The organism is Sphingorhabdus sp. (assembly GCF_023910635.1).
Lineage (GTDB): Bacteria > Pseudomonadota > Alphaproteobacteria > Sphingomonadales > Sphingomonadaceae > Sphingorhabdus_B.
In genome coordinates this window covers 25,033-44,125 of the sequence record NZ_JAAVVZ010000021.1, presented here as the reverse complement: position 1 = coordinate 44,125, position 19,093 = coordinate 25,033, and the positions used below count along the sequence as shown (strand labels likewise).

Genomic DNA, 19,093 nt, shown 5'->3' with positions numbered 1-19,093 from the left:
GAAGCGTCCCGTTGGCACGATAAATGTCGACCGACAGGCCGTTGCCGGATTGGACGGGGCCAGCCACAATCTGACCCGTCACATTAACCGCAGCGTTGACCGTTACGGCCAGTGCAGCAGATGCCGCACTCACATTGCCCGCAGCGTCGGTCGCCTTGGCAGTAATCGCGCGCGCGCCAGCGGCAAGCGTCACATCCAGACTAAATGCTCCAGAGGCATTTGCGGTTGTCGTGCCAAGCGAGGTTGTGCCATCGAACAACTCGATGCGGGCATTAGCTTCGGCTTGGCCAGTGATCGTTAGGGCGGACGTCTGGCTCGTTACATTATCGCTATTGCTCGACCCCGTGTCATCGGCCGCGGCTAAGTCAAGGCCAGTAGGCGCAGCAGGAGCTGTCGCGTCCACCGTTATGGCTAGTGCGGCAGATGCCGCACTCACATTGCCCGCAGTGTCAGTTGCCTTGGCAGTAATCGAGCGCGCGCCAGCGGCTAGCGTCACATCAAGACTGAATGCACCAGAGGCATTTGCGGTTGTGGTGCCAAGCGAGGTTGTGCCATCGAACAACTCAACGAGGGCATTGGCTTCTGCTTGGCCAGTGATCGTCAGGCCTGAGCTCTGGCTGGTAACATTGTCTGTGCTATCAGAGCCGCTGTCATCTGCCGCAGCTAAGTCAAGGCCAGTAGGCGCAGCGGGAGCTGTCGCGTCCACCGTTACGGCCAGTGCAGCAGATGCCGCACTCACATTGCCAGAAGCGTCTATTGCCTTGGCAATGATCGAGCGAACGCCAGCGGCAAGCGTGACCTCAAAACTGAATGCACCAGAGGCATTTGCAGTTGTCGTACCAAGCGAGGTTGTGCCATCAAACAACTCAACGGAGGCATTGGCCGCTGCTTGGCCAGTGATCGTCACGCTTTGCTTGTTGGTCAGATCATCGGTCGGTGAGGCACCACTGTCATCTGCCGCAGCCAAGTCAAGACCAGTAGGCGCAGCAGGAGCTGTCGCGTCGACCGTTATGGTTAGTGCGGCAGACGCCGCACTCACATTGCCCGCAGCATTGGTCGCCTTGGCGGTGATCGAGCGCGCGCCAGCAGCTAGCGTCACATCCAGACTGAATGCGCCGGTTGCACTGGCAGTTGTCGTGCCAAGCGAGGTTGTGCCGTCAAACAACTCAACGCGGGCATTAGCTTCGGCCTGGCCCGTAATGGTGAGGGCGGACGTCTGGCTCGTTACATTATCGCTATTGCTCGCACCCGTGTCATCGGCAGAAGCCAAGTCAAGTGCAGTGGGGGCGGGCGGAGGCGTGCGGGCTGGCGGAGGCGTCTTGTTAGAACCGCCACCGGCAGCAGCAATGCCTGCCAATGCGCCAAGCCCAACAACACCAAGTGCAATACTAGTCCCAGAGATGCCGCCCGCCGGCAGCGCAGCAGAAGGCTGTTGCTGGGCCGATGCACCGACACCCCCTGTATCGCCGGTATCTAAGTCAGACAAATTGGAACCGTCTTTCAAGCCTGCATCCGAAGAGCTCTGGCTCTCGGCAGCAACTTCGGGCTTTGCCTCTTCTGGTTGCGCGTCCTGAGAATATGACAGATCAACATTCTTGCCACGAATACGGACTTTAACGGCTGACACCCAGGCTCCGGTAACGCTGTCGATCACCTCAACTTTCGCGCCAAGAAACTGGGGATCAAGCTTGAACTTGCCTACAAAAGGAATTTCCTTAATCGCGCCATTCTTTGCCGTCAGTCGAATGATCTTAGCCATGTTGCATCTTTCTCTGCTTTATCTGGGGTACCGTCACCCAAAACTAATAGTCAAACTGGACCGAAATCCCCGCATACACATGATATTCAACAACAAATACGTAAATTTAAGTAATGTTATGTAAAATTAATGATAGTAGGCCAACATGGACCGAAATCCTGACATACACATGCACATGAGATCCACGGCCACTGTGTAAATGTACGTAATTCCATCTAAAATATATGATAATAGTCCAAAATGGATGGAATCGGTGAAAGAATCGTTCTGCGAGCGCTTCATCAAACCCCATGACGATATCGTCGATCAACTCTGGAAAATAATGTCCATTGGTCTGCGTCAATGAGCTCATGAGTTCTAATCAACGGGACTTGGTATTAGGCAGCAACCAAATGTGAGTTGAACGAACGGCAGGATTTGCGAAATGCAAAACGCTTAACGAACGTCCGAAAAGTTAGCGTTTCTAGCCGTTCCTGAAATCATCGCGCACGGCATAGGGCCTAGCCTTCGGGCAACAGGCTGTATACGCCGACGCATACTGGGCCTGTAGTCTCGTCCTATCTGGGTGACGATCCGGAGCAGGTCCAGTTGGATGGAAATAACAGTGGTTGCACTCTTCCCACGCTTCGTCCTCCTGAAGGTGCTGTGCTTTTGTTCTGACCCGCTGGTAATCTTGCCTCTCGCCTTGCCGTATGCCCGCTTGTATCTCGCTATCGCAGGCATTGCGGAACTGCGCTAATCGCGAAACACCCTCTGCCCGCTTGCCTTCGCCATCAGGGCGTCCGTCTGCGTTGTGCCGTGCAAGTGTGCCGTTGCTTGCTGGATCGCAAGGCGATCTGGGCGGGAACGTTAAGGGCTTTGCCCTCTCATTTCCCAAAGCAGAATAGTCACCCCCTGGTGGCGGGTATTGCCCGCTGGCCCGCGCCAAGGGTGACGATTCGGCTTACCCTCCCCCTCTCCCCGATCCTCGCCGGGAGGCACAGCCGCATGTCGCAGCCAGTGCGGCTTTCAGCCTGCAAAGGAGGTGGGAAATGTTTGATTTACAGTTGATGTATCATGAGTGCGGGGCCGAGACCCGCGACGATTACTCACGCAGCATTGCCAACGATAATGGTTTGCCGATTGCCTGTGTCCGCAAGATTTCCGACCGGCTTGATGAGCGCGAGGATTTTGGGGCGCTAGTAATGCTTTGCGAAACCCGTAGGGGATAGGTGCAATGACCGCTCTTGCCACTGCGCGCGAACAGACCACGCGGATTGAGCGTTTGGACGACATGACACGTCAAGCGATGGGGGTTGCTTGCACTGCCGTTGCGACAGTCGGGTTTCGTTCGTTTCCCGATGCAGATCAATCATGCATCCGCGATTTGATCGAGACCTTTGACGCCGTCGACGACGACAATGACCCGCACAACAGCCGCATCAACCAACGAACCTAAGCAGCCAGACTTTCACGCATGGCACGTCACCAGCAAGGGCGACAAAGGCTTCTGGACCAAGGTTGGGGCCGCTTGGCCTCACCGCGACGGCAAGGGCCTTTCGCTTCAACTCGACGTCATGCCGATAAACTGACGCATCGTCCTTCGCCAGCCTCTGCCGAAAGTCGACGATTAAGACGGGCGCGCTTAGCGCGTTCCCCTGGCGCGGAGATTAGCAGCTCTAATCTCCGCATCGGGTGTTAGCGATTTGGCAATCTTGCAAAATGACTTCTTCGAAAACATCGAAACGGAGAAAAAAGATTTCTTTCGCATCGGAGCCACATCAGGCTACAAGAAGCCGACCACAAATCAGCTCATCTCTCTTCTCGATTGAAATATGAGGGAGCACGTGTGGGAGCAGATCCAAGACATTTTAGATTAAATTGCTTTTTTTGAAATGCTTAGTTAAAGAGACGGCGGACACCCTGTCCGCCAGCTCCCTCAAGAGCCGCAGGAATGGCCATAACCCCAAGTTTATTGCCCGGCATGTCATCGAAAACTGTCATAGACGAGGGCATCGCCAAGGCCGCCGCTTCCGGAGGCGCAGGCTCGTCCTCTCGGGTGCAATAGTATAGACTACCTGCAAGCACCCCCATCACGAACATGCGGCTCCAAAAACTGTCGTCAGACATTTACCCTCCGTTGCCGTCGCAAACACCCGCCCCTTGACCTGAGACATTGATTACGCGTTACATTCGTTCGCACGGAAGAGGAAAATTACAACAGCGCCAATGATGTTTATTCCGCATTTGTTCCATAGAGGGACATGACCCGAATCGAACGCAGCCAGCTATTTTACCGCCTTGTTTCCGCGACTGCCTTTGGTGACCGAACGGCCCAGGGGTAAATCTCTCAGGGGCAAATATACCAACCCTGTGACCTCACCTGCGACGCCATTTGCACAGAACCCCTTATGGTGGTTTCCGCTAACACGGCAGGCTTTACAAATGCCGTGACGGGAAAGTTCGGGAAGGACGAGCCTTGGCCTGAGTGGTGTGACCCGCACGGGTTGCAACAGGACTTTGGGATAGAGACACCGTTGGAGGCGCAGTTGGCGCTTGATGAGCTATACCCTTCGTAGAACCTTGAGTGACTCTGAGTTCAAGTTACACGGCTTCACCGGACTTACGGATAGTCATGGCAGCAGCGCCCAGCCAGCCGCCGACATTGGGAAAGCCAAGAGCGGTGAACACTCCCATGCACAAGGCTGATACCGCAAAGGGTAAAGGGTCCCCCTTCAACGCTTTCGCAGCCCTTCCGAGATAATCAACGGCCTCTTTTTGGGCCTTGGCGGTGATGGAGTGTCCACCATCGACCAACCTCAGGATATCGCCAAGCGCCTGATGCAATCCGCGAAGCGCCTCTAACGCATCCTTATGTTCGTCTAAAGGCGGACCGCCATTCCCACGGCCCAGCTCATAGTGGTCTATTAAGGCTTTGATAGATGCCTGAGCTACGGGGATTAGAGCTTGAGCGCCTCCGAGACGGTCCCTCGCACTTTTGATTCCCGTCCAGGCTGAAGAGTTCACAACGTCGCTGGAGTGTTCGGACAGATGCAGCAATGCCTCCATTGCCTTCCGAACGTGTTGGCGTCGAGGTTCCCACTGGTCACTTACACCACGGATATAGGACCAAAAGGACGGAAGGTCATGGCAGCCTTTAACGAACGACGGGATGGCCGATGCCCAGCTAGCCTTCGCCATTGCCCAGCGGCGAAGCTGTTGATAGATTATCGCTGGTTCTCCATCCCTCTTGCCCTCGCAAGCGGAAACCAAAATAGTCTGGAGCTGGAGCGCGGCCTCGTAGTTCGTTAGTCCAACGATTTCTTCACCACTGACTTCAAGCGCCATAACACCCCCGAGTGAGTTTTGTTAGGGATACATAAACCGGACGGGTTTGACTAGCGCACACAGCTCGGTCACATACCGTCACAGAATAGAGAAAAACAAAACCCAGAAAACCGGCATTTTCATGGCCTCAGGGGTATTTTCACCCTGTCCGCCAGCATCTCTCCCGGATAAACCCTCTGCGATCTTCAGAAGTGCTAAACTCTTTACTGAACCGCCATTATTGAATTGGGCTTACCTCAAAAAACTTCGTCCTCGCTATCGGCAATGCGTTCTAGGCAACATCGCAATATTGGGCGCTGATGGACAAGAGGGCACAGCTTTTGGCCACACCCGCCTTCAGATCAAGACGCCACCACGTCTCATTGCCCCGTAAAAACTGCTTTGCGCTTTTCCACAAAGGCCCGCGCGCCTTCTTTTGCGTCGGCGGTGCTTCCTGCGATCCTCTGCCCTTCGGCTTCGGCGAGCAATTGTTCGGCGTAAGAGTTTTCCAGCGCGGTTAGGATATTTTTGCGCATCACCGCATAGGCCACTGTGGGGCCGTTGGCGAGCCGGGTCGCCAGTGCGCGGGCTTCTGCGTGCAACGCTTCATCTTCCACGCATTTGTAGATCATGCCCCAATCGGCCGCTTTTTCACCGCTGATTTTCTCTCCGAGCATCATCATTTCGGTTGCGCGCGCTTTGCCAACCAAGCGGGGTAGCATCCACGATGCACCTCCGTCGGGGACGAGGCCGATATTCACAAACGCCTGAAGGAAATAGCCTGATTTGCCTGCAATGACAAAATCGCCGCATAGACCGATGGAGCAGCCAACCCCCGCCGCCGCGCCGTTGATGGCGGTGACGATGGGCATATTCAGACGCGCAAGGTTCATCATCAGCGGGTTATAATGCCGGGTCAGTGCGATGTAGCTGCCCTCCCCTCCCGAAATTGAGCGTCCTGCGCGCGCGGACAAGTCTGCGCCGGAGCAAAAGCCACGCCCTGCGCCGGTAAGGACAAGACAACGTGCATCGCCAAGACCATTGGAAACGGCATCATTTATTTCACCCGCCATTTCGAGCGAACACGCGTTCATGCGTTCGGGACGGTTGAGGGTGATGGTTGCGATCCTGTCCGCAACATCCAAAGTGATCGTTTCATACGTCATAATTACGCGCCCTCCTCCGGCGCTTGTCCTGCCATCGCCTAATTCAGTCGCGTGTTCCGAGCAAGTCGCGTGCGACCACCCAATTGTGAATTTCGCTTGGCCCATCATAAATGCGCATCGTCCGCAATTTGTTGGACAACAGATACAGCGGCATTTCGCGCGTCATGCCCATCGCGCCAAACATCTGCATTGCATGGTCGACAATGTCATAGGCCGTTTCGGTGCAATAGGATTTGATCATCGAAATTTCTTGTCTGGTGTCACGCCCTTCGTCCATTTTCCACGCGCAGTCATAGGTCATCAACCGCATGGCATGAATCCGCGTGGCGGCGTCAGAAACCCAATTTTGCACCGTTTGGCGGGATGATAAAGCTTTGCCAAAGGTCACGCGTTGCGGCGCATATTCGATCATCATATCAAGCGCGCGCTGCGCCATGCCAATCGACCAAGACGCCATTTCTATCCGCCTTGTCCCCAACCGCACTTGCATAGGCAAAAACCCCTGTCCGCGTTTGCCCAGCAATTTCCAGCCTGGAACGCGGCAATCGTCGAGCGCAATTTCATAGGTCGCGGTGCCGTCGATCATCGGAATTTTACGCAGGACATTGAAGCCCGGTGTTTCGCGGTCGACCAGAAATGCGGACATGCCATTTCGGCCTTCGGCATTTTTGTCCGTCACGGCCATCAATATGGTAAAATCGGCCTCGTCCGCCTTTGTGATCCAGATTTTGCGGCCATTGATAATCCAGTCGTCGCCATCCTGAACGGCGGTAGTTTTCATCAATTGCGGGTCGGCTCCAGCGCTCGGTTCCGATATCCCAATAGCAGAGATCGTCTCGCCGCGCACATAAGGCGCCAGATAATGTTCGCGCTGCTTTTCATCCGCCGCAGCCATCATCATGCGCAAATTGGGCGAATCTGGCGGGATTGTATAAGGGGTAACGGTCCGTCCCAGTTCTTCGCCAACACCAACCATGGCGACCATCGGCAGGTTCATGCCGCCCACTTCCTCCGGCGCATCGAGCCCCCACAGCCCCAGATCCTTTGACACAAGGTCGACCCGCGCCTGTTCTTCTGCGGTCAGATAGCTGCCCTTACCCGCTGTCTCGCGTGCCAACACATCGCTTTCCAGCGGCATGAGTTGGGAGTTCACAAATTTGCGGACAAGGTCTTTGAGCATCTGATGCTCTTGGGCGAGTTCGAAATTCATGGGGATGTCCTTTCAATCAATAGCTGCGCGGAAGACCGAGGACATGCTCGGCAAGATAGCTGAGGATCAGGTTGGTGCTGATCGGGGCGACGGTGTAAAGGCGGGCTTCGCGGAATTTGCGTTCGACATCATATTCTTCGGCAAAGCCAAAGCCGCCATGCGTTTGCACACACATGTCCGCAGCAGCCCAGCTTGCTTCAGAGGCCAGCAGCTTGGCCATATTCGCTTCGGAACCCGGATTGCCGCCAGCGTCATAGGCTTGTGCCGCATGATGGACCATTAACTCGGCGGCACACATTTGCGCATAGCAACGGGCGATCGGGAACTGCACGCCTTGGTTCTGGCCGATCGCCCGGCCAAATACATTGCGCTCCTTGGCATAGTCGCTTGCCTTTTTGATGAACCATTTGGCGTCACCAATGCATTCGGCAGCAATCAATATGCGCTCTGCGTTCATGCCCGACAGGATGTAGCGGAAGCCCTTACCCTCCTCACCGATCAATGCCGATGCGGGGATGCGCATATCGTCGAAGAAAACTTCGGTTGTTGAATGATTCATCATCGTGCGGATCGGCTTGATCGTCATGCCCCCACCCGCTTCGGATTTTGGGCCAACGACCTTGCGCATATCAACCAGGAAAATGGATAGTCCTTCGGTCTTGCTGGACACCTCTTCGCGCGGCGTTGTGCGCGCAAGCAACATCATTAGGTCGGAATATTCCGCGCGGCTGGTCCATATCTTTTGGCCGTTGATGACATAATCGTCGCCATCCCGCACAGCCACCGTTCTTAACGAAAGCGTGTCCGTGCCGCTGGTCGGTTCAGAAACGCCAAAGGCCTGCAAGCGCAGTTCCCCTGTGGCGATCTGCGGCAGATATTCCTGCTTCTGTTCCGCGCTGCCATATTTCAGCAGCGTGTTCATAATATACATCTGTGCATGGGCCGAAGCGCCGTTGCAGCCCGCTGCCTGAATTTCTTCCATGATTACGGCGGCGGCATCAAGCTTTAGTCCCGAACCACCATAGGCTTCCGGGATCAGAGCGGCGAGAAACCCTGCCTTGGTAAGCGCATCGACAAATTCACTCGGGTAGGCTCGTGCTTGGTCTTTTTCCCGCCAGTATTCGCCGGGAAACTCCGCACATAATGCCTGCACCGCACGGCGTATTTCGCTAATATCCAGGCTTTCAGGCATATTGTTGTTTCCTTTGAGCCGTTGCAGCGGTCACTTGCCTTCCGTCATCTGCAAAAGCGGCCATTTCGATGTCATTGCCCTTCCCGCGCATCACAAGATGCAACGCCTCACCACAGATCGCTGGCGAAAGGCCCCGGTAGGAAAAATGTGCCAATGCATTGTCGCCATATTCCCGTCGCGCCAAATCCAGTAATAATGTCGCCGTCAATGGACCATGAACGACAAGGCCGCGATAGCGCTCTTCCCCTTGCGCATAAGGCAAATCATAATGGATGCGGTGGCTGTTGAAGGTCAGCGCGGAGAAGCGGAACAATAGCGGTTCGGTTGGAATGAGCATGCGGTGGATCCTCCAAGCCACTGCATCGAAGCTGCCCACACCATTTTTAGGCGGTGATAAAGTAGCGTCTGGAGCGGCAGCTTCGCGATACACAATGCTTTGGATCTCCCGAACCGCAATGCCGGATTCGCCAAAAGTTTCATGGGTGACATCGACAAAAAACAACTGGCCCGATCCGCCTGATTTTTCGGTGATGGATTGGATGCGCGACGTGCGGGTGACGGCTTCACCCAATTGCAGGGGTGCGAAAAAGTCTACTTTGCTGGATGCCCACATGCGGCGCGGCAAGGGAACAGGTGGAAGAAAGCCTTGCGGGCTGTCATCACGTGCAGGGTGTCCGTCGGGGCCCAGTTGTGTCGTCGCTGCGTCCGGTACGCATAGGCACCAATGTAACCCCTGCGGCACTGTGCCATCGCCGCTGGCCACACAATCAAAGGTGGCGAGCCAGCGCGCCACCAAAGCATGGTCGATGCGATCTTTCCGTATTTCTTCACGTCCAATCCACCTGTCCCATATACGCATTAGTTGCGACCCCCCGTCAGACCCTTGGCTATCACTTGCGCCTGAATTTCGGCGGCACCTTCAAAAATATTCAAGATTCGTGCATCGCACAAAACGCGGCTGATTTCATATTCGAGCGCATAGCCATTGCCGCCATGAATTTGTAAGCTCGCATCGGCATTGCTCCATGCTGCGCGCGCCGCCAGCAGTTTCGCCATGCCAGCCTCAATATCGCATCTTTTACCAGAATCCTTTGCGCGGGCCGCCGCATAAGTCAGTTCACGCGACATCACAAAGTCCGCCACGCTCATCGCAATTTTGTCGGCAACACGGGGGAAGCCGATGATCGCTTTGCCAAACTGCTTGCGGTTGGTGGCATAGTCCAGACCCAGCTCTAACGCCCGCTTGGCAACGCCAACGGCCCGCGCCGCTGTCTGGATACGCGCGCCTTCGAATGTGCGCATCAACTGTTTAAAGCCCTGCCCTTCTTCGCCGCCCAGCACGGCGTCACCAGGCGCAATCATGCCATCAAATTGCAGCGCATATTCGCGCATGCCGCGGTAACCGAGCACTTCGATTTCGCTACCTGACATTCCCTCAGCCGGGAATGCATCCCCCTGCGTTCCGCGCGGCTTTGGCACTAGCAACATCGACAATCCTGCATAGCCCTTCACATCAGGCGCCGTGCGCACGAGCATGGTCATCAGGTCAGAACGACTTGCATGGGTGATCCAGGTCTTTGACCCGTCGATGATCCAATTTCCATCATCACGCCGCGCCCGTGTCTGTAACGCGCCAAGGTCGGAGCCTGTGTCGGGTTCGGTAAACACTGCCGTTGGCAGAATTTCTCCGCTGGCGATTTTCGGCAGCCAGTGCGCCTTTTGCGGGTGCGTACCGCCCATCGCGATCAGTTCGCCAGCTATTTCAGACCGGGTACTCAGCGATCCCGCGCCGATCCACCCGCGCGACAGTTCTTCTGTCACCACGCACATGACGAGCTTCGATAATCCCAAACCGCCATGTTCGGTGGGAATGCACACTCCAAAAGTCCCAAGCTGCGCCATTTCAGCGATGGTTTCATCGGGAATCAGGTCGTTCGCAAGGTGCCATTTGTGGGCGTCTGGCAATATCCTGCTTGTCGTAAATCGCCGATATTGTTCCCGAACCGCATCCAGTTCGGCGTCGTGCATATTCTCGCTTGGCATCTGGCCATCGACCAAAGCCTGCGCTACCGCAGCCCGCGTTTTGGCTTGGTCGCTGTCGATCCAGAAAGTGCAATCTTGGGCAAGCGACTGCGCTGCGGTGCTAATCCCAAGATCTGTCGGGCGGAAAAACTCATTCTGCCCCATCGGCAAGCCGCCCGTCAGTTGCGCCAATGTTTCGGCAAAAATCAGCGACGCTGTATATTGGTCAAGCTGAGTCCCGCCGTCATTGCTCTCAAGCCAGCGGCTAACGGCTTCCAACGCGGCTACGCTGGTTGCCACCCAAGCAAAGCCATGCGCCGCGCGTTGGTCGCTATCAATAGCACGATCCGCCAAGCGCGCCACGAGTGCCGATGTCGCCGCATCGCGGTAGCGCTCAGCAGCTTTTAAAGCGGCGGCAAAATTCATGCGCGTTCAAATACCGCCGCAATCCCCTGACCGCCGCCAATGCACATCGTTTCAAGACCGAAACGGACGTCCCGGCGATGCATTTCGCGGGTGAGGTTCGCCAGTATCCGACCACCGGTTGCACCAATGGGATGGCCAAGCGATATACCCGAGCCGTTGACGTTGAGCATGTCATGGCGGCTGTCATCATCGGACCAGCCCCAGCCCTTGAGACAGGCCAGCACTTGCGGGGCAAACGCCTCGTTCAGTTCAATAAGGCCGATGTCACTCCAGCTAAGGCCGTTGCGCGCGAACAGACGCTGTGTGGCAGGAACAGGGCCATAGCCCATCCGCGACGGCTCACAGCCTGCGGCTGCCCAGCTATGGAAATAAGCGATGGGTTCCAGCCCGAGTTCTTCAAGCTTATCCTCCGCCACAACAAGGCACGCTGCGGCCGCATCATTTTGCTGGCTGGCGTTGCCAGCCGTGACGACGCCACCTTCGAGCGGACGTAAGCCAGCCATTGTTTCGACCGTGGCATCGGCGCGATAGCCTTCATCATGATCAAACACGATTGGCTCGCCTTTTTTCTGCGCGATACTTACGGGTACCAATTCATCATCGAACAAGCCATTTGCCCATGCGGCGGCAGCGCGCTGATGCGATCGCGCTGCATAAGAATCACAAGCTTCGCGGCTGATATTATGATCTTTTGCCAAATTTTCAGCAGTCTCAATCATACCACTAATCACGCCAAAACGCTCGACTGGCTGGCTCATCAACCGCCCTCGCGTCAACCTGTCGTGCAGCGTTAAATTGCCTGCGCGAACACCCTTACGAATGTCGGTAGAGTAATGTTCGACATTGGACATGCTTTCGCATCCGCCAGCGACCACAACATCACTGACGCCGGTTTGGATCATCATCGCTGCATTTGCGATGGCTTGCAGGCCGGAGCCGCAGCGCCGGTCAATTTGATAGCCCGGCACTTCAATCGGAAGCCCCGCCGCAAGCCACGCCCAATGCCCAATGCACGGCGCTTCGCCACTGCCATATCCTTGGGCAAATACCACGTCGTCCACCCGCGCCGGGTCTATCTTGGTTCGCTCCATCAACGCCTTTAAGATAATGCCACCCAACTCGCCTGCGTTGAGCGACGACAGCGCTCCACCGAATTTGCCGACGGGGGTGCGAATAGGGGCAACAATGGCGGCGCGGCGAAGCTTATTCATGTGGCAATTCCTATGATTCCAGAGTCTATAAGGCGGGCGATTTCGCCCGAGGATAGACCGAGCAATGTGCTCAGTATTTCTGCGCTATGCTGCCCGTTGCGCGGCGCTCCCTTTGCGTCGCCCCGTTGCATTTGGGGTATGGTGCCAAAAGCGCCGGCGGCAGGATAGCTAAACCCGGACGGGTTGGTCCCAGAGGCGCTAAACATCGGATTATGCCCGACCAAGCGCGGATCATGTGCGGCATCCAACATAGTCCTGTAGACCGAATGAACGATTCCGGCCGCATCAAGCTTCGAAGCCATCATCGCGTGATCAAGCGAACCAATCGCCCTTTCAAACAATGGATAAAGCGCATCACGATGTTCAAAGCGAAGCCCGTCATCTTTGGCGAAACTAACCCCGCGCTCCGCCTCGATCGCCTCCACTTGCACGTTCAAGCCAAGCGCATTGATGAGGCCCGCCCATTGGCGGTGGGTCACAACCACGATCATCGTCAGCACATTGTCTTTGGTGACAAAATCGCGCCCAAACAATCCATAGACCGCGTTGCCGAGACGGGGACGATTTGCCTTGTTGTGCAACACTTCGGCGATACCGCCCAGATTGGCCACAGTGCCTATGGCAACGTCCGACAGGGGAATGCGAACCTCACTGCCCTCGCCCGTCCGTTCGCGCTTGCGAATTGCCGCCAGCATCGCAAAGGCGGCATAAGCACCGCTCAGCAAATCCCATGCGGGTAAAACATGGTTGACTGGTTCGGGGCCAGGTCCAGTCATCATGGGATAGCCCACGGCGTTATTTACAGTGTAATCTAACGCGGGTGCGCCATCGGCCCAACCCATGACCCGCACGGTTACGAGATCGGCGCGTCCTTCCGCCAGTTTAGCATGCGACAGAAATCCCTCAGCAGGAAAATTAGTAATAAATTGCCCGGTGGCGCGCACCAGTTCTTGCAGCAATTCGCGTCCCTGCGGGCTGGATAAATCAAGGGCCACCGACTTTTTGGCACGGTTTAGGTTTTCCCAATACAGCGAGTCATTGTCTTGCGTCACTGGCCAGCGGTGATAATCCGGACCGCCGCCAATTTGGTCGACGCGGATGACCTCTGCGCCGAACTGCGCACAATAAAGGCCAGCCGTCGGCGACGCCACAAAGGACGACGCCTCGATAATCTTCAAACCGTCCAACAAGTTATACATGCATCAGGCTTCCGACATCATGCCTGCGCCGCCCATTCGCGCAGCATATGTTTTGCAATCTGAAGCTGCAGAATTTGCGTTGTGCCTTCATAAATCCGGTAAATGCGGGCGTCGCGGTAGAAACGTTCCGCATCATATTCTGCGAGATAACCAGCGCCGCCGTAAATCTGCACAACACGATCAACCACGCGGCCACACATTTCGGTGGCGAATACCTTTGCAGCGGCAGCCTTACGAAGCACATTCTCGCCCGCATCAGCACGGCGGGAAGCGTCTTCGAGCATAGATTCCGCAGCATAGATTTCGATGTCGCTATCGGCCAGCATTTGCTGGATCAGTTGGAAATTGGCAATTGGTTCGCCAAACGCTTTACGTTCGTTCGCATAACGCAATGCGCTGTCGAGCGCGCGGCGGGCGTACCCGGTAGCTGCTGCTCCCACCGAAAGCCGTCCATTGTCGAGGCTTTGCATCGCAAAAGCAAAGCCCTTGCCCTCTTCGCCACCCAATATCGCGTCGGCAGGTAGTTTAACATCTTCCATGACAATATCGGCAATATGGCTTCCGGCCTGACCCATTTTCTTGTCAGACTTACCAACGGTAATGCCCGGAGTATCCATAGGTACGATAAAGGCCGAAACATGCGCATTTTTGGGCAAGGCTTCTTTGCTGGTTCGCGCCATAATCAGCGCCACATCCGCAAAGGGGGCATTCGTGATGTAGCGCTTCGTGCCGTTCAGCAACCAACCATTGCCGGACTTTACAGCGATAGTCTGCATGGCAGCCGAATCCGAACCTGATCCCGGCTCGGTCAGACCAAAAGAGGCAATTTCTCCCGCAGCCAATCGCGGCAACCACTCAGATTTCTGTGCGTCAGTTCCGCCATTTTTGAATGCTGAACACACCATCCCGATGTTGATCGAGGTGATCGACCGATAACAGGGCATGGCATAGCTCAATTCCCGGATGGTGCGGACATATTGCTGAATATTCATTCCCGCACCGCCATATTCTTCAGGCATGGTTAGGCCAAACAGGCCCATGTCGCGCATCTCGGTCAGGATTGAGTCCGGAATAATGTCTGTTTCGAGGATTTCCTTCTCCGCCGGAATTAACCGTTCGCGGACATATCGCTGAAGCTGGGCGATAAACTGCTCGAAAATGTCGTTATCCATGTTGCCCGCTTCCCCTCAGATATAAATATATCACTTCCGTATACGCTCTTTACCGATCAATGTTGCGCCTCTTGGCAAGGCCAAGCACATTGGGCGTTCAAACCCGCCCGCTTGATCAAATTCCGGGGCAATGTGTATCGAGCTGAGGTCGCTAGATAGGCGATAAAATATAAAAAATATAATTAATTCAGTGCACTAACTACATTATCTGAATTTTTTCGCGTTAAGTCCATCTATAGCGAGTTGTAAGTCACCGACATTGTGTGTTGCGGCCCTTATTTCTCCGGCGTTAACTTCGAGCCACCCTCAACATTTTCATTAAAGCTCGTCACCACCGAGTCGACCAGCATCTGGATCTCTTCGGCAGCAAACTTCTCCGCGTCGGCTAGGCTTGAACCATAAGACCGCTCGGCCTTCACCAATATCGCCTTATAGGCTGCACGTTCTGTCGGGCATGCCGTATCGGATGTTTTGATGAACGCGGTGGGGGTTAGTTTCTCTGAAACTGCAATATTGTGGACTTCAATCATGCAGTTGTTGAATGCCTTGCGCGCGTTGTCCACGGCGTCGCCCTTCATGGCGGCCATGCTGAGCAGTGCGGTTGCGATGATAGTGATCATGTTTCAAAATCCCTGATGTTCATTCCCGGACGGTTCTGCGACCGCTGATGATATAGTTTACACAAGCGTCATGGTGCAATCAATGCGCTATGACAGTTTGATGCATGCGCATTCACCGGACGATTTTGCCGCCCTTCACAACGGCATCGACCGACTCCAGTTCCCGCACATTGGCCAAAGGATCACCATCGACAGCGATGATATCGGCAAAGCGGCCAATGGCAATCGCACCAACATCCTTTTCACGGCCAAGCGCTTGCGCGGCGTTGCGGGTTGCTGCCTGAATGGCCTCAATCGGGGTCATGCCATATTCGACCATGACCTTGAACTGTCCGCCGACAAGCCCGTGCGGCATCACGCCCGCATCGGAGGCAAAGACCATCTTCACGCCAGCTTTGTGCGCTTTACGGAAATTGTCGCGCTGGATCTGCCCAACTTCGCGGTCCTTGCGCAGATTGTCCTCCAACACGCCGTTTTTCGCGCCTTCGGCCTGGGTATAATCGGTGTTGAAGATATCCATAGAGAACCACACAGGACGCACGCGCGCGGCGGCAAGCTTTATGCCTTCATCGTCGACAAGACTTGCATGCTCAATCGTGTCGATGCCCGCCTTGATCGCGGCCTTAATGCCGTCTCCACCATGCGCATGTGCCGCAACGCGCAGGCCCCATTGATGCGCCTCATCGGCAATTACGCGTAATTCACGTTCGGAAAGCTGCTGCTGACCAGGTTCGGTATTGCGCGAGAACACCCCGCCCGTGGCGCAGACCTTGATGACTTCAGCGCCATATTTACGCTGGCGGCGGACTTCGTAGCGCAGTTCGTCCTCGCTATCGGCGATGCCCTCTTCCTTGGAAGCGCCCTCAAGGCTTGGCGGGAGGAATGTCGAGTCGCAATGTCCGCCCGTTGCGCCGATGGAATAGCCTGCTGGCACGATCCGGGGACCAATCGCATAGCCATTTTCAATGGCTTGTTTCAGGCCAATGTCATTGCGGTTTTCCGCCCCGACATTGCGCACGGTGGTAAAGCCAGCCTTAAGCATGGCTTGCGCTGCGCCGACGGCCGACATGCCCCAGAAGCTGTCGGTAAATTCAAGGCCGCGATAGCCGCCAATATCAGCTGGGCTATCGAGATGGACATGCATGTCAATGAGGCCGGGCAATATGGTTTTGCCGGACATGTCGATATGCGTGACGTCGCTTCCCCATTTTACCGTGCGGGCATCGGCGATGCTGGTGATGCGGCCGTCTGCGCCGACAAAAACAGCTGGATATTCGACCGTTTTACCGTTCAAAACATCGACCATCTTGTCGGCGGTAATGACCGTGGTCTGCGCCTGCGCAGTCGAGGACAAAATCGCGACGCCTGAAACCGCCAAGACCCGCAGATTCTTCAGCAAGTTCACACTTAATAACATACCCAATTTTCCTACATATTTCAGTTGCCGGAAAGGATGGCAAAAAATGGACGTGTAGGACAGCGAAAACGTCGTCATCCTTATATAATCGACGTCATCCTGAACTTGTTTCAGGATCCATATTGCGACTCAAGCCGACGTTAGAAAGACACAATAGACCCTGAACCAAGTTCAGGGTGACGGTTGTATTGGTGTATTGATCCCAACCGCCTTGGCTCACATATGAATCATCTTGCCGTAAGCGCCGAGCACGCTCTCGTGCATCATCTCGCTCAAGGTTGGATGCGGGAAGACGGTGTGCATGAAATCGGCCTCGACCAATTCGGCGGTTTTGCCGATGGTGTAGCCTTGGATCAGCTCGGTGACTTCCGCGCCAACCATATGCGCGCCAAGCAACTCACCAGTCTTGGCGTCGAAGACGGTTTTAATAAAGCCTTCTGCCTCGCCCAACGCAATTGCCTTGCCATTGCCCAGGAACGGGAAATTGCCGACCTTGACGTCGTAGCCAGCCTCTTTCGCTTTGGCCTCAGTCAGGCCGACACTCGCGACTTGCGGATGGCAATAAGTGCAGCCGGGAATGTTCAGCGGGTCCATGGCAACTGGGTGGCCGCCTGCAATGGCTTCGGCTGCAATCACGCCTTCATGGCTTGCCTTATGCGCCAACCAAGGCGGGGCGGTAATGTCGCCAATCGCCCACAGGCCGGGCACGTTTGTGCGGCACATCGGGTCGGTTTTCAGGAAGCCGCGATCCATTTCGACGCCAAGCGCTTCCAACCCGATATTTTCGGTGTTGGGGACTATGCCAATGGCAACGATGCAATGCGTGAATTCCGATTGGGCGACCTTGCCGTCCCTGCCCTTGATCGCAGCGGAAACGACCGTCGCGCTGGCTTTCAGGCTTTCGACCCCTGCCCCGGTCATGATCTTCATGCCTTGCTTGGTCAGCGCCTTTTCCAGGAAGGCCGAGACATCGGCGTCCTCGACCGGCACTATGCGATCCAGCATTTCAACGACGGTCACCTCTGCGCCCATATCATTGTAGAAACTCGCAAACTCAATGCCAATCGCACCGGACCCAATCACGAGCAGCTTCTTTGGCATTTCGGGCGGCACCATTGCGTGGCGATAGGTCCAGATGCGTTTCCCATCGGCGGGCGCAAAGGGCAAATCCCGCGCCCGTGCGCCGGTGGCGAGGATTATGTTCTTTGCGGTTAGTTCCTCGGTCTTGCCATCCTTGGTAACGGTCAATGTGTTCGCGGCGATCAACTTGCCGTCGCCCATATGAACGGTAATCTTGTTCTTCTTCATCAGATGCGTGACGCCCTGATTCAACTGCTTGGCCACACCACGCGACCGCTTCACCACCGCGTCAATATCCGCGCTTATGTTAGCGGCCATCAGGCCATAATCGCCCGCATGCTGCATATAATGATAAATCTCCGCCGAGCGCAGCAACGCCTTGGTCGGGATGCACCCCCAGTTGAGACAAATCCCGCCGAGATTTTCGCGCTCGACAATCGCGACTTTCAGCCCGAGCTGCGCGGCGCGGATGGCGGCGACGTAGCCACCGGGACCGGAACCAAGGACGATGAGGTCATAATCAGACATTTTGGCTTCTCTCTAAAGCCCTCTCCCCTTGCGGGAGAGGGTTGGGTGTGTGTGGCAAGTACATGGGTACCGACATATCTCTTTTATCCGAAGCGGAAGGCAGCGTCGTTTGCCGCGACGCGACCCCACACCCTCCCACCGCTGCGCGGCGGGCCCCTCCCTCTCCCGCAAGGGGAGAGGGGTTAGGCGGTGACATAACCACTGGGGCCGGAACCGAGAACAATGAGATCATAATCAGACATTTTGGCTTCTCTCCAAAGCCCTCTCCCCTTGCGGGAGAGGGTTGGGTGTGGGGTCGCCGCACGTCTGTGCGGCATTATTTTGAACGGCAGCGATGATTGTTTCGACTACGCCTTCCATATTGTTAAGGATGTCCGCATTCCAGAAACGCAGAACCGTAAATCCCTGCTGTTTCAGCCAGGCATCGCGTGCGGCATCCATGTCATTTTCCGCATGTTGGCTGCCATCTGCCTCGATAATCACCCGATGCTCAAAGCAAATGAAGTCAACAATATAGCGATCATCGATCACCTGTTGCCGACGCCAACGAAGCGGATTCAGCCGCTTATCTCGCAGAATGTACCAAAGCTTCCGTTCGGCATCGGTGGGGTTGGCGCGCATAAACCGCGCCCTTTTTTTGAGCAATTCGTGCCGCGATTGAACCTGCGCCAAGGTAGCCGACGTCGCTTGCCGCGACGCGCCCCCACACCCTCCCACCGCTACGCGGCGGGCCCCTCCCTCTCCCGCAAGGGGAGAGGGGTTAGGCGGTGACATTCTTCACCATA

Annotated in this window: 18 protein-coding genes; 3 read left to right on the top strand and 15 right to left on the bottom strand. The window is 55.7% G+C overall.

Annotated elements, in window-relative coordinates; translation table 11 throughout:
* Positions 1-1,759 (bottom strand): Ig-like domain-containing protein (locus HEQ34_RS11450; protein WP_296200496.1); only part of this gene is annotated, 1,759 nt, incomplete at its 3' end.
* Between the two features lie 1,031 nt (positions 1,760-2,790).
* On the opposite strand from HEQ34_RS11450, the gene HEQ34_RS11445 reads away from it, so the two are divergent.
* From HEQ34_RS11445 to HEQ34_RS11435, 3 genes are read left to right on the top strand one after another with little or no spacing between them, the layout of a single operon-like run.
* Positions 2,791-2,970 carry a hypothetical protein gene (locus HEQ34_RS11445; protein WP_296200492.1) on the top strand — a complete coding sequence of 60 codons (180 nt, stop codon included), beginning with the start codon at positions 2,791-2,793 and terminating at the stop codon, positions 2,968-2,970.
* A 5-nt stretch (positions 2,971-2,975) separates the two neighbouring features.
* On the top strand, positions 2,976-3,197 hold the full coding sequence (locus HEQ34_RS11440) for a hypothetical protein (RefSeq protein WP_296200490.1): 222 nt from the start codon (positions 2,976-2,978) through the stop codon (positions 3,195-3,197).
* Complete coding sequence (locus HEQ34_RS11435) at positions 3,160-3,330, top strand: hypothetical protein (protein WP_296200488.1); 171 nt, start codon at positions 3,160-3,162, stop codon at positions 3,328-3,330. The genes HEQ34_RS11440 and HEQ34_RS11435 overlap by 38 nt, the downstream gene beginning before the upstream one ends.
* 307 nt (positions 3,331-3,637) lie before the next feature.
* Here the strand turns inward: HEQ34_RS11435 and HEQ34_RS11430 are convergent, their stop codons facing one another.
* From HEQ34_RS11430 to HEQ34_RS11365, 14 genes are all read right to left on the bottom strand, one after another.
* The gene (locus HEQ34_RS11430; RefSeq protein WP_296200486.1) at positions 3,638-3,868 is read right to left on the bottom strand and encodes a hypothetical protein; all 231 of its coding nucleotides are present in this window, start codon (positions 3,866-3,868) and stop codon (positions 3,638-3,640) included.
* A gap of 474 nt (positions 3,869-4,342) precedes the next feature.
* On the bottom strand, positions 4,343-5,086 hold the full coding sequence (locus HEQ34_RS11425; RefSeq protein ID WP_296200485.1) for a hypothetical protein: 744 nt from the start codon (positions 5,084-5,086) through the stop codon (positions 4,343-4,345).
* Between the two features lie 359 nt (positions 5,087-5,445).
* On the bottom strand, positions 5,446-6,231 hold the full coding sequence (locus tag HEQ34_RS11420) for an enoyl-CoA hydratase-related protein (RefSeq protein WP_296200483.1): 786 nt from the start codon (positions 6,229-6,231) through the stop codon (positions 5,446-5,448).
* Positions 6,232-6,274: 43 nt separating this feature from the next.
* Entirely contained in the window at positions 6,275-7,441 is a 1,167-nt protein-coding gene (locus HEQ34_RS11415; protein ID WP_296200481.1) for an acyl-CoA dehydrogenase family protein, read from the bottom strand.
* 16 nt (positions 7,442-7,457) lie between these two features.
* Complete coding sequence (locus tag HEQ34_RS11410; protein WP_296200479.1) at positions 7,458-8,633, bottom strand: acyl-CoA dehydrogenase family protein; 1,176 nt, start codon at positions 8,631-8,633, stop codon at positions 7,458-7,460.
* A complete protein-coding gene (locus HEQ34_RS11405; protein ID WP_296200477.1) occupies positions 8,626-9,492 on the bottom strand; it encodes a MaoC family dehydratase N-terminal domain-containing protein in 867 nt (288 codons plus the stop codon). The genes HEQ34_RS11410 and HEQ34_RS11405 overlap by 8 nt, the downstream gene beginning before the upstream one ends.
* A complete protein-coding gene (locus HEQ34_RS11400) occupies positions 9,492-11,081 on the bottom strand; it encodes an acyl-CoA dehydrogenase family protein (RefSeq protein ID WP_296200475.1) in 1,590 nt (529 codons plus the stop codon). The genes HEQ34_RS11405 and HEQ34_RS11400 overlap by 1 nt, the downstream gene beginning before the upstream one ends.
* Positions 11,078-12,292, bottom strand: coding sequence for an acetyl-CoA C-acetyltransferase (locus HEQ34_RS11395; protein WP_296200473.1), 1,215 nt, complete (start codon positions 12,290-12,292; stop codon positions 11,078-11,080). Before HEQ34_RS11395 ends, HEQ34_RS11400 begins: the two co-directional genes overlap by 4 nt.
* On the bottom strand, positions 12,289-13,491 hold the full coding sequence (locus HEQ34_RS11390; protein ID WP_296200472.1) for a CoA transferase: 1,203 nt from the start codon (positions 13,489-13,491) through the stop codon (positions 12,289-12,291). Before HEQ34_RS11390 ends, HEQ34_RS11395 begins: the two co-directional genes overlap by 4 nt.
* 17 nt (positions 13,492-13,508) lie before the next feature.
* Complete coding sequence (locus HEQ34_RS11385) at positions 13,509-14,663, bottom strand: acyl-CoA dehydrogenase family protein (protein WP_296200470.1); 1,155 nt, start codon at positions 14,661-14,663, stop codon at positions 13,509-13,511.
* 275 nt (positions 14,664-14,938) lie between these two features.
* Positions 14,939-15,283, bottom strand: a complete 345-nt coding sequence (locus HEQ34_RS11380; protein WP_296200468.1) for a hypothetical protein — start codon at positions 15,281-15,283, stop codon at positions 14,939-14,941.
* Between the two features lie 112 nt (positions 15,284-15,395).
* Positions 15,396-16,700: an amidohydrolase family protein gene (locus HEQ34_RS11375; protein ID WP_296200467.1), complete on the bottom strand. Its 1,305-nt coding sequence runs from the start codon at positions 16,698-16,700 to the stop codon at positions 15,396-15,398.
* A gap of 216 nt (positions 16,701-16,916) precedes the next feature.
* Complete coding sequence (lpdA, locus tag HEQ34_RS11370) at positions 16,917-18,308, bottom strand: dihydrolipoyl dehydrogenase (protein ID WP_296200465.1); 1,392 nt, start codon at positions 18,306-18,308, stop codon at positions 16,917-16,919.
* 234 nt (positions 18,309-18,542) lie between these two features.
* A complete protein-coding gene (locus tag HEQ34_RS11365; RefSeq protein WP_296200463.1) occupies positions 18,543-18,929 on the bottom strand; it encodes an endonuclease domain-containing protein in 387 nt (128 codons plus the stop codon).
* Between the last annotated feature and the right edge of the window lie 164 nt (positions 18,930-19,093).

Coding starts and splice junctions, on each gene's coding strand:
- HEQ34_RS11445 (WP_296200492.1), top strand. CDS start 2,791: ATGTTTGATTTACAGTTGATGTATCATGAGTGCGGGGCCGAGACCCGC.
- HEQ34_RS11440 (WP_296200490.1), top strand. CDS start 2,976: ATGACCGCTCTTGCCACTGCGCGCGAACAGACCACGCGGATTGAGCGT.
- HEQ34_RS11435 (WP_296200488.1), top strand. CDS start 3,160: ATGACCCGCACAACAGCCGCATCAACCAACGAACCTAAGCAGCCAGAC.
- HEQ34_RS11430 (WP_296200486.1), bottom strand. CDS start 3,868: ATGTCTGACGACAGTTTTTGGAGCCGCATGTTCGTGATGGGGGTGCTT.
- HEQ34_RS11425 (WP_296200485.1), bottom strand. CDS start 5,086: ATGGCGCTTGAAGTCAGTGGTGAAGAAATCGTTGGACTAACGAACTAC.
- HEQ34_RS11420 (WP_296200483.1), bottom strand. CDS start 6,231: ATGACGTATGAAACGATCACTTTGGATGTTGCGGACAGGATCGCAACC.
- HEQ34_RS11415 (WP_296200481.1), bottom strand. CDS start 7,441: ATGAATTTCGAACTCGCCCAAGAGCATCAGATGCTCAAAGACCTTGTC.
- HEQ34_RS11410 (WP_296200479.1), bottom strand. CDS start 8,633: ATGCCTGAAAGCCTGGATATTAGCGAAATACGCCGTGCGGTGCAGGCA.
- HEQ34_RS11405 (WP_296200477.1), bottom strand. CDS start 9,492: ATGCGTATATGGGACAGGTGGATTGGACGTGAAGAAATACGGAAAGAT.
- HEQ34_RS11400 (WP_296200475.1), bottom strand. CDS start 11,081: ATGAATTTTGCCGCCGCTTTAAAAGCTGCTGAGCGCTACCGCGATGCG.
- HEQ34_RS11395 (WP_296200473.1), bottom strand. CDS start 12,292: ATGAATAAGCTTCGCCGCGCCGCCATTGTTGCCCCTATTCGCACCCCC.
- HEQ34_RS11390 (WP_296200472.1), bottom strand. CDS start 13,491: ATGTATAACTTGTTGGACGGTTTGAAGATTATCGAGGCGTCGTCCTTT.
- HEQ34_RS11385 (WP_296200470.1), bottom strand. CDS start 14,663: ATGGATAACGACATTTTCGAGCAGTTTATCGCCCAGCTTCAGCGATAT.
- HEQ34_RS11380 (WP_296200468.1), bottom strand. CDS start 15,283: ATGATCACTATCATCGCAACCGCACTGCTCAGCATGGCCGCCATGAAG.
- HEQ34_RS11375 (WP_296200467.1), bottom strand. CDS start 16,700: ATGTTATTAAGTGTGAACTTGCTGAAGAATCTGCGGGTCTTGGCGGTT.
- lpdA (WP_296200465.1), bottom strand. CDS start 18,308: ATGTCTGATTATGACCTCATCGTCCTTGGTTCCGGTCCCGGTGGCTAC.
- HEQ34_RS11365 (WP_296200463.1), bottom strand. CDS start 18,929: ATGCGCGCCAACCCCACCGATGCCGAACGGAAGCTTTGGTACATTCTG.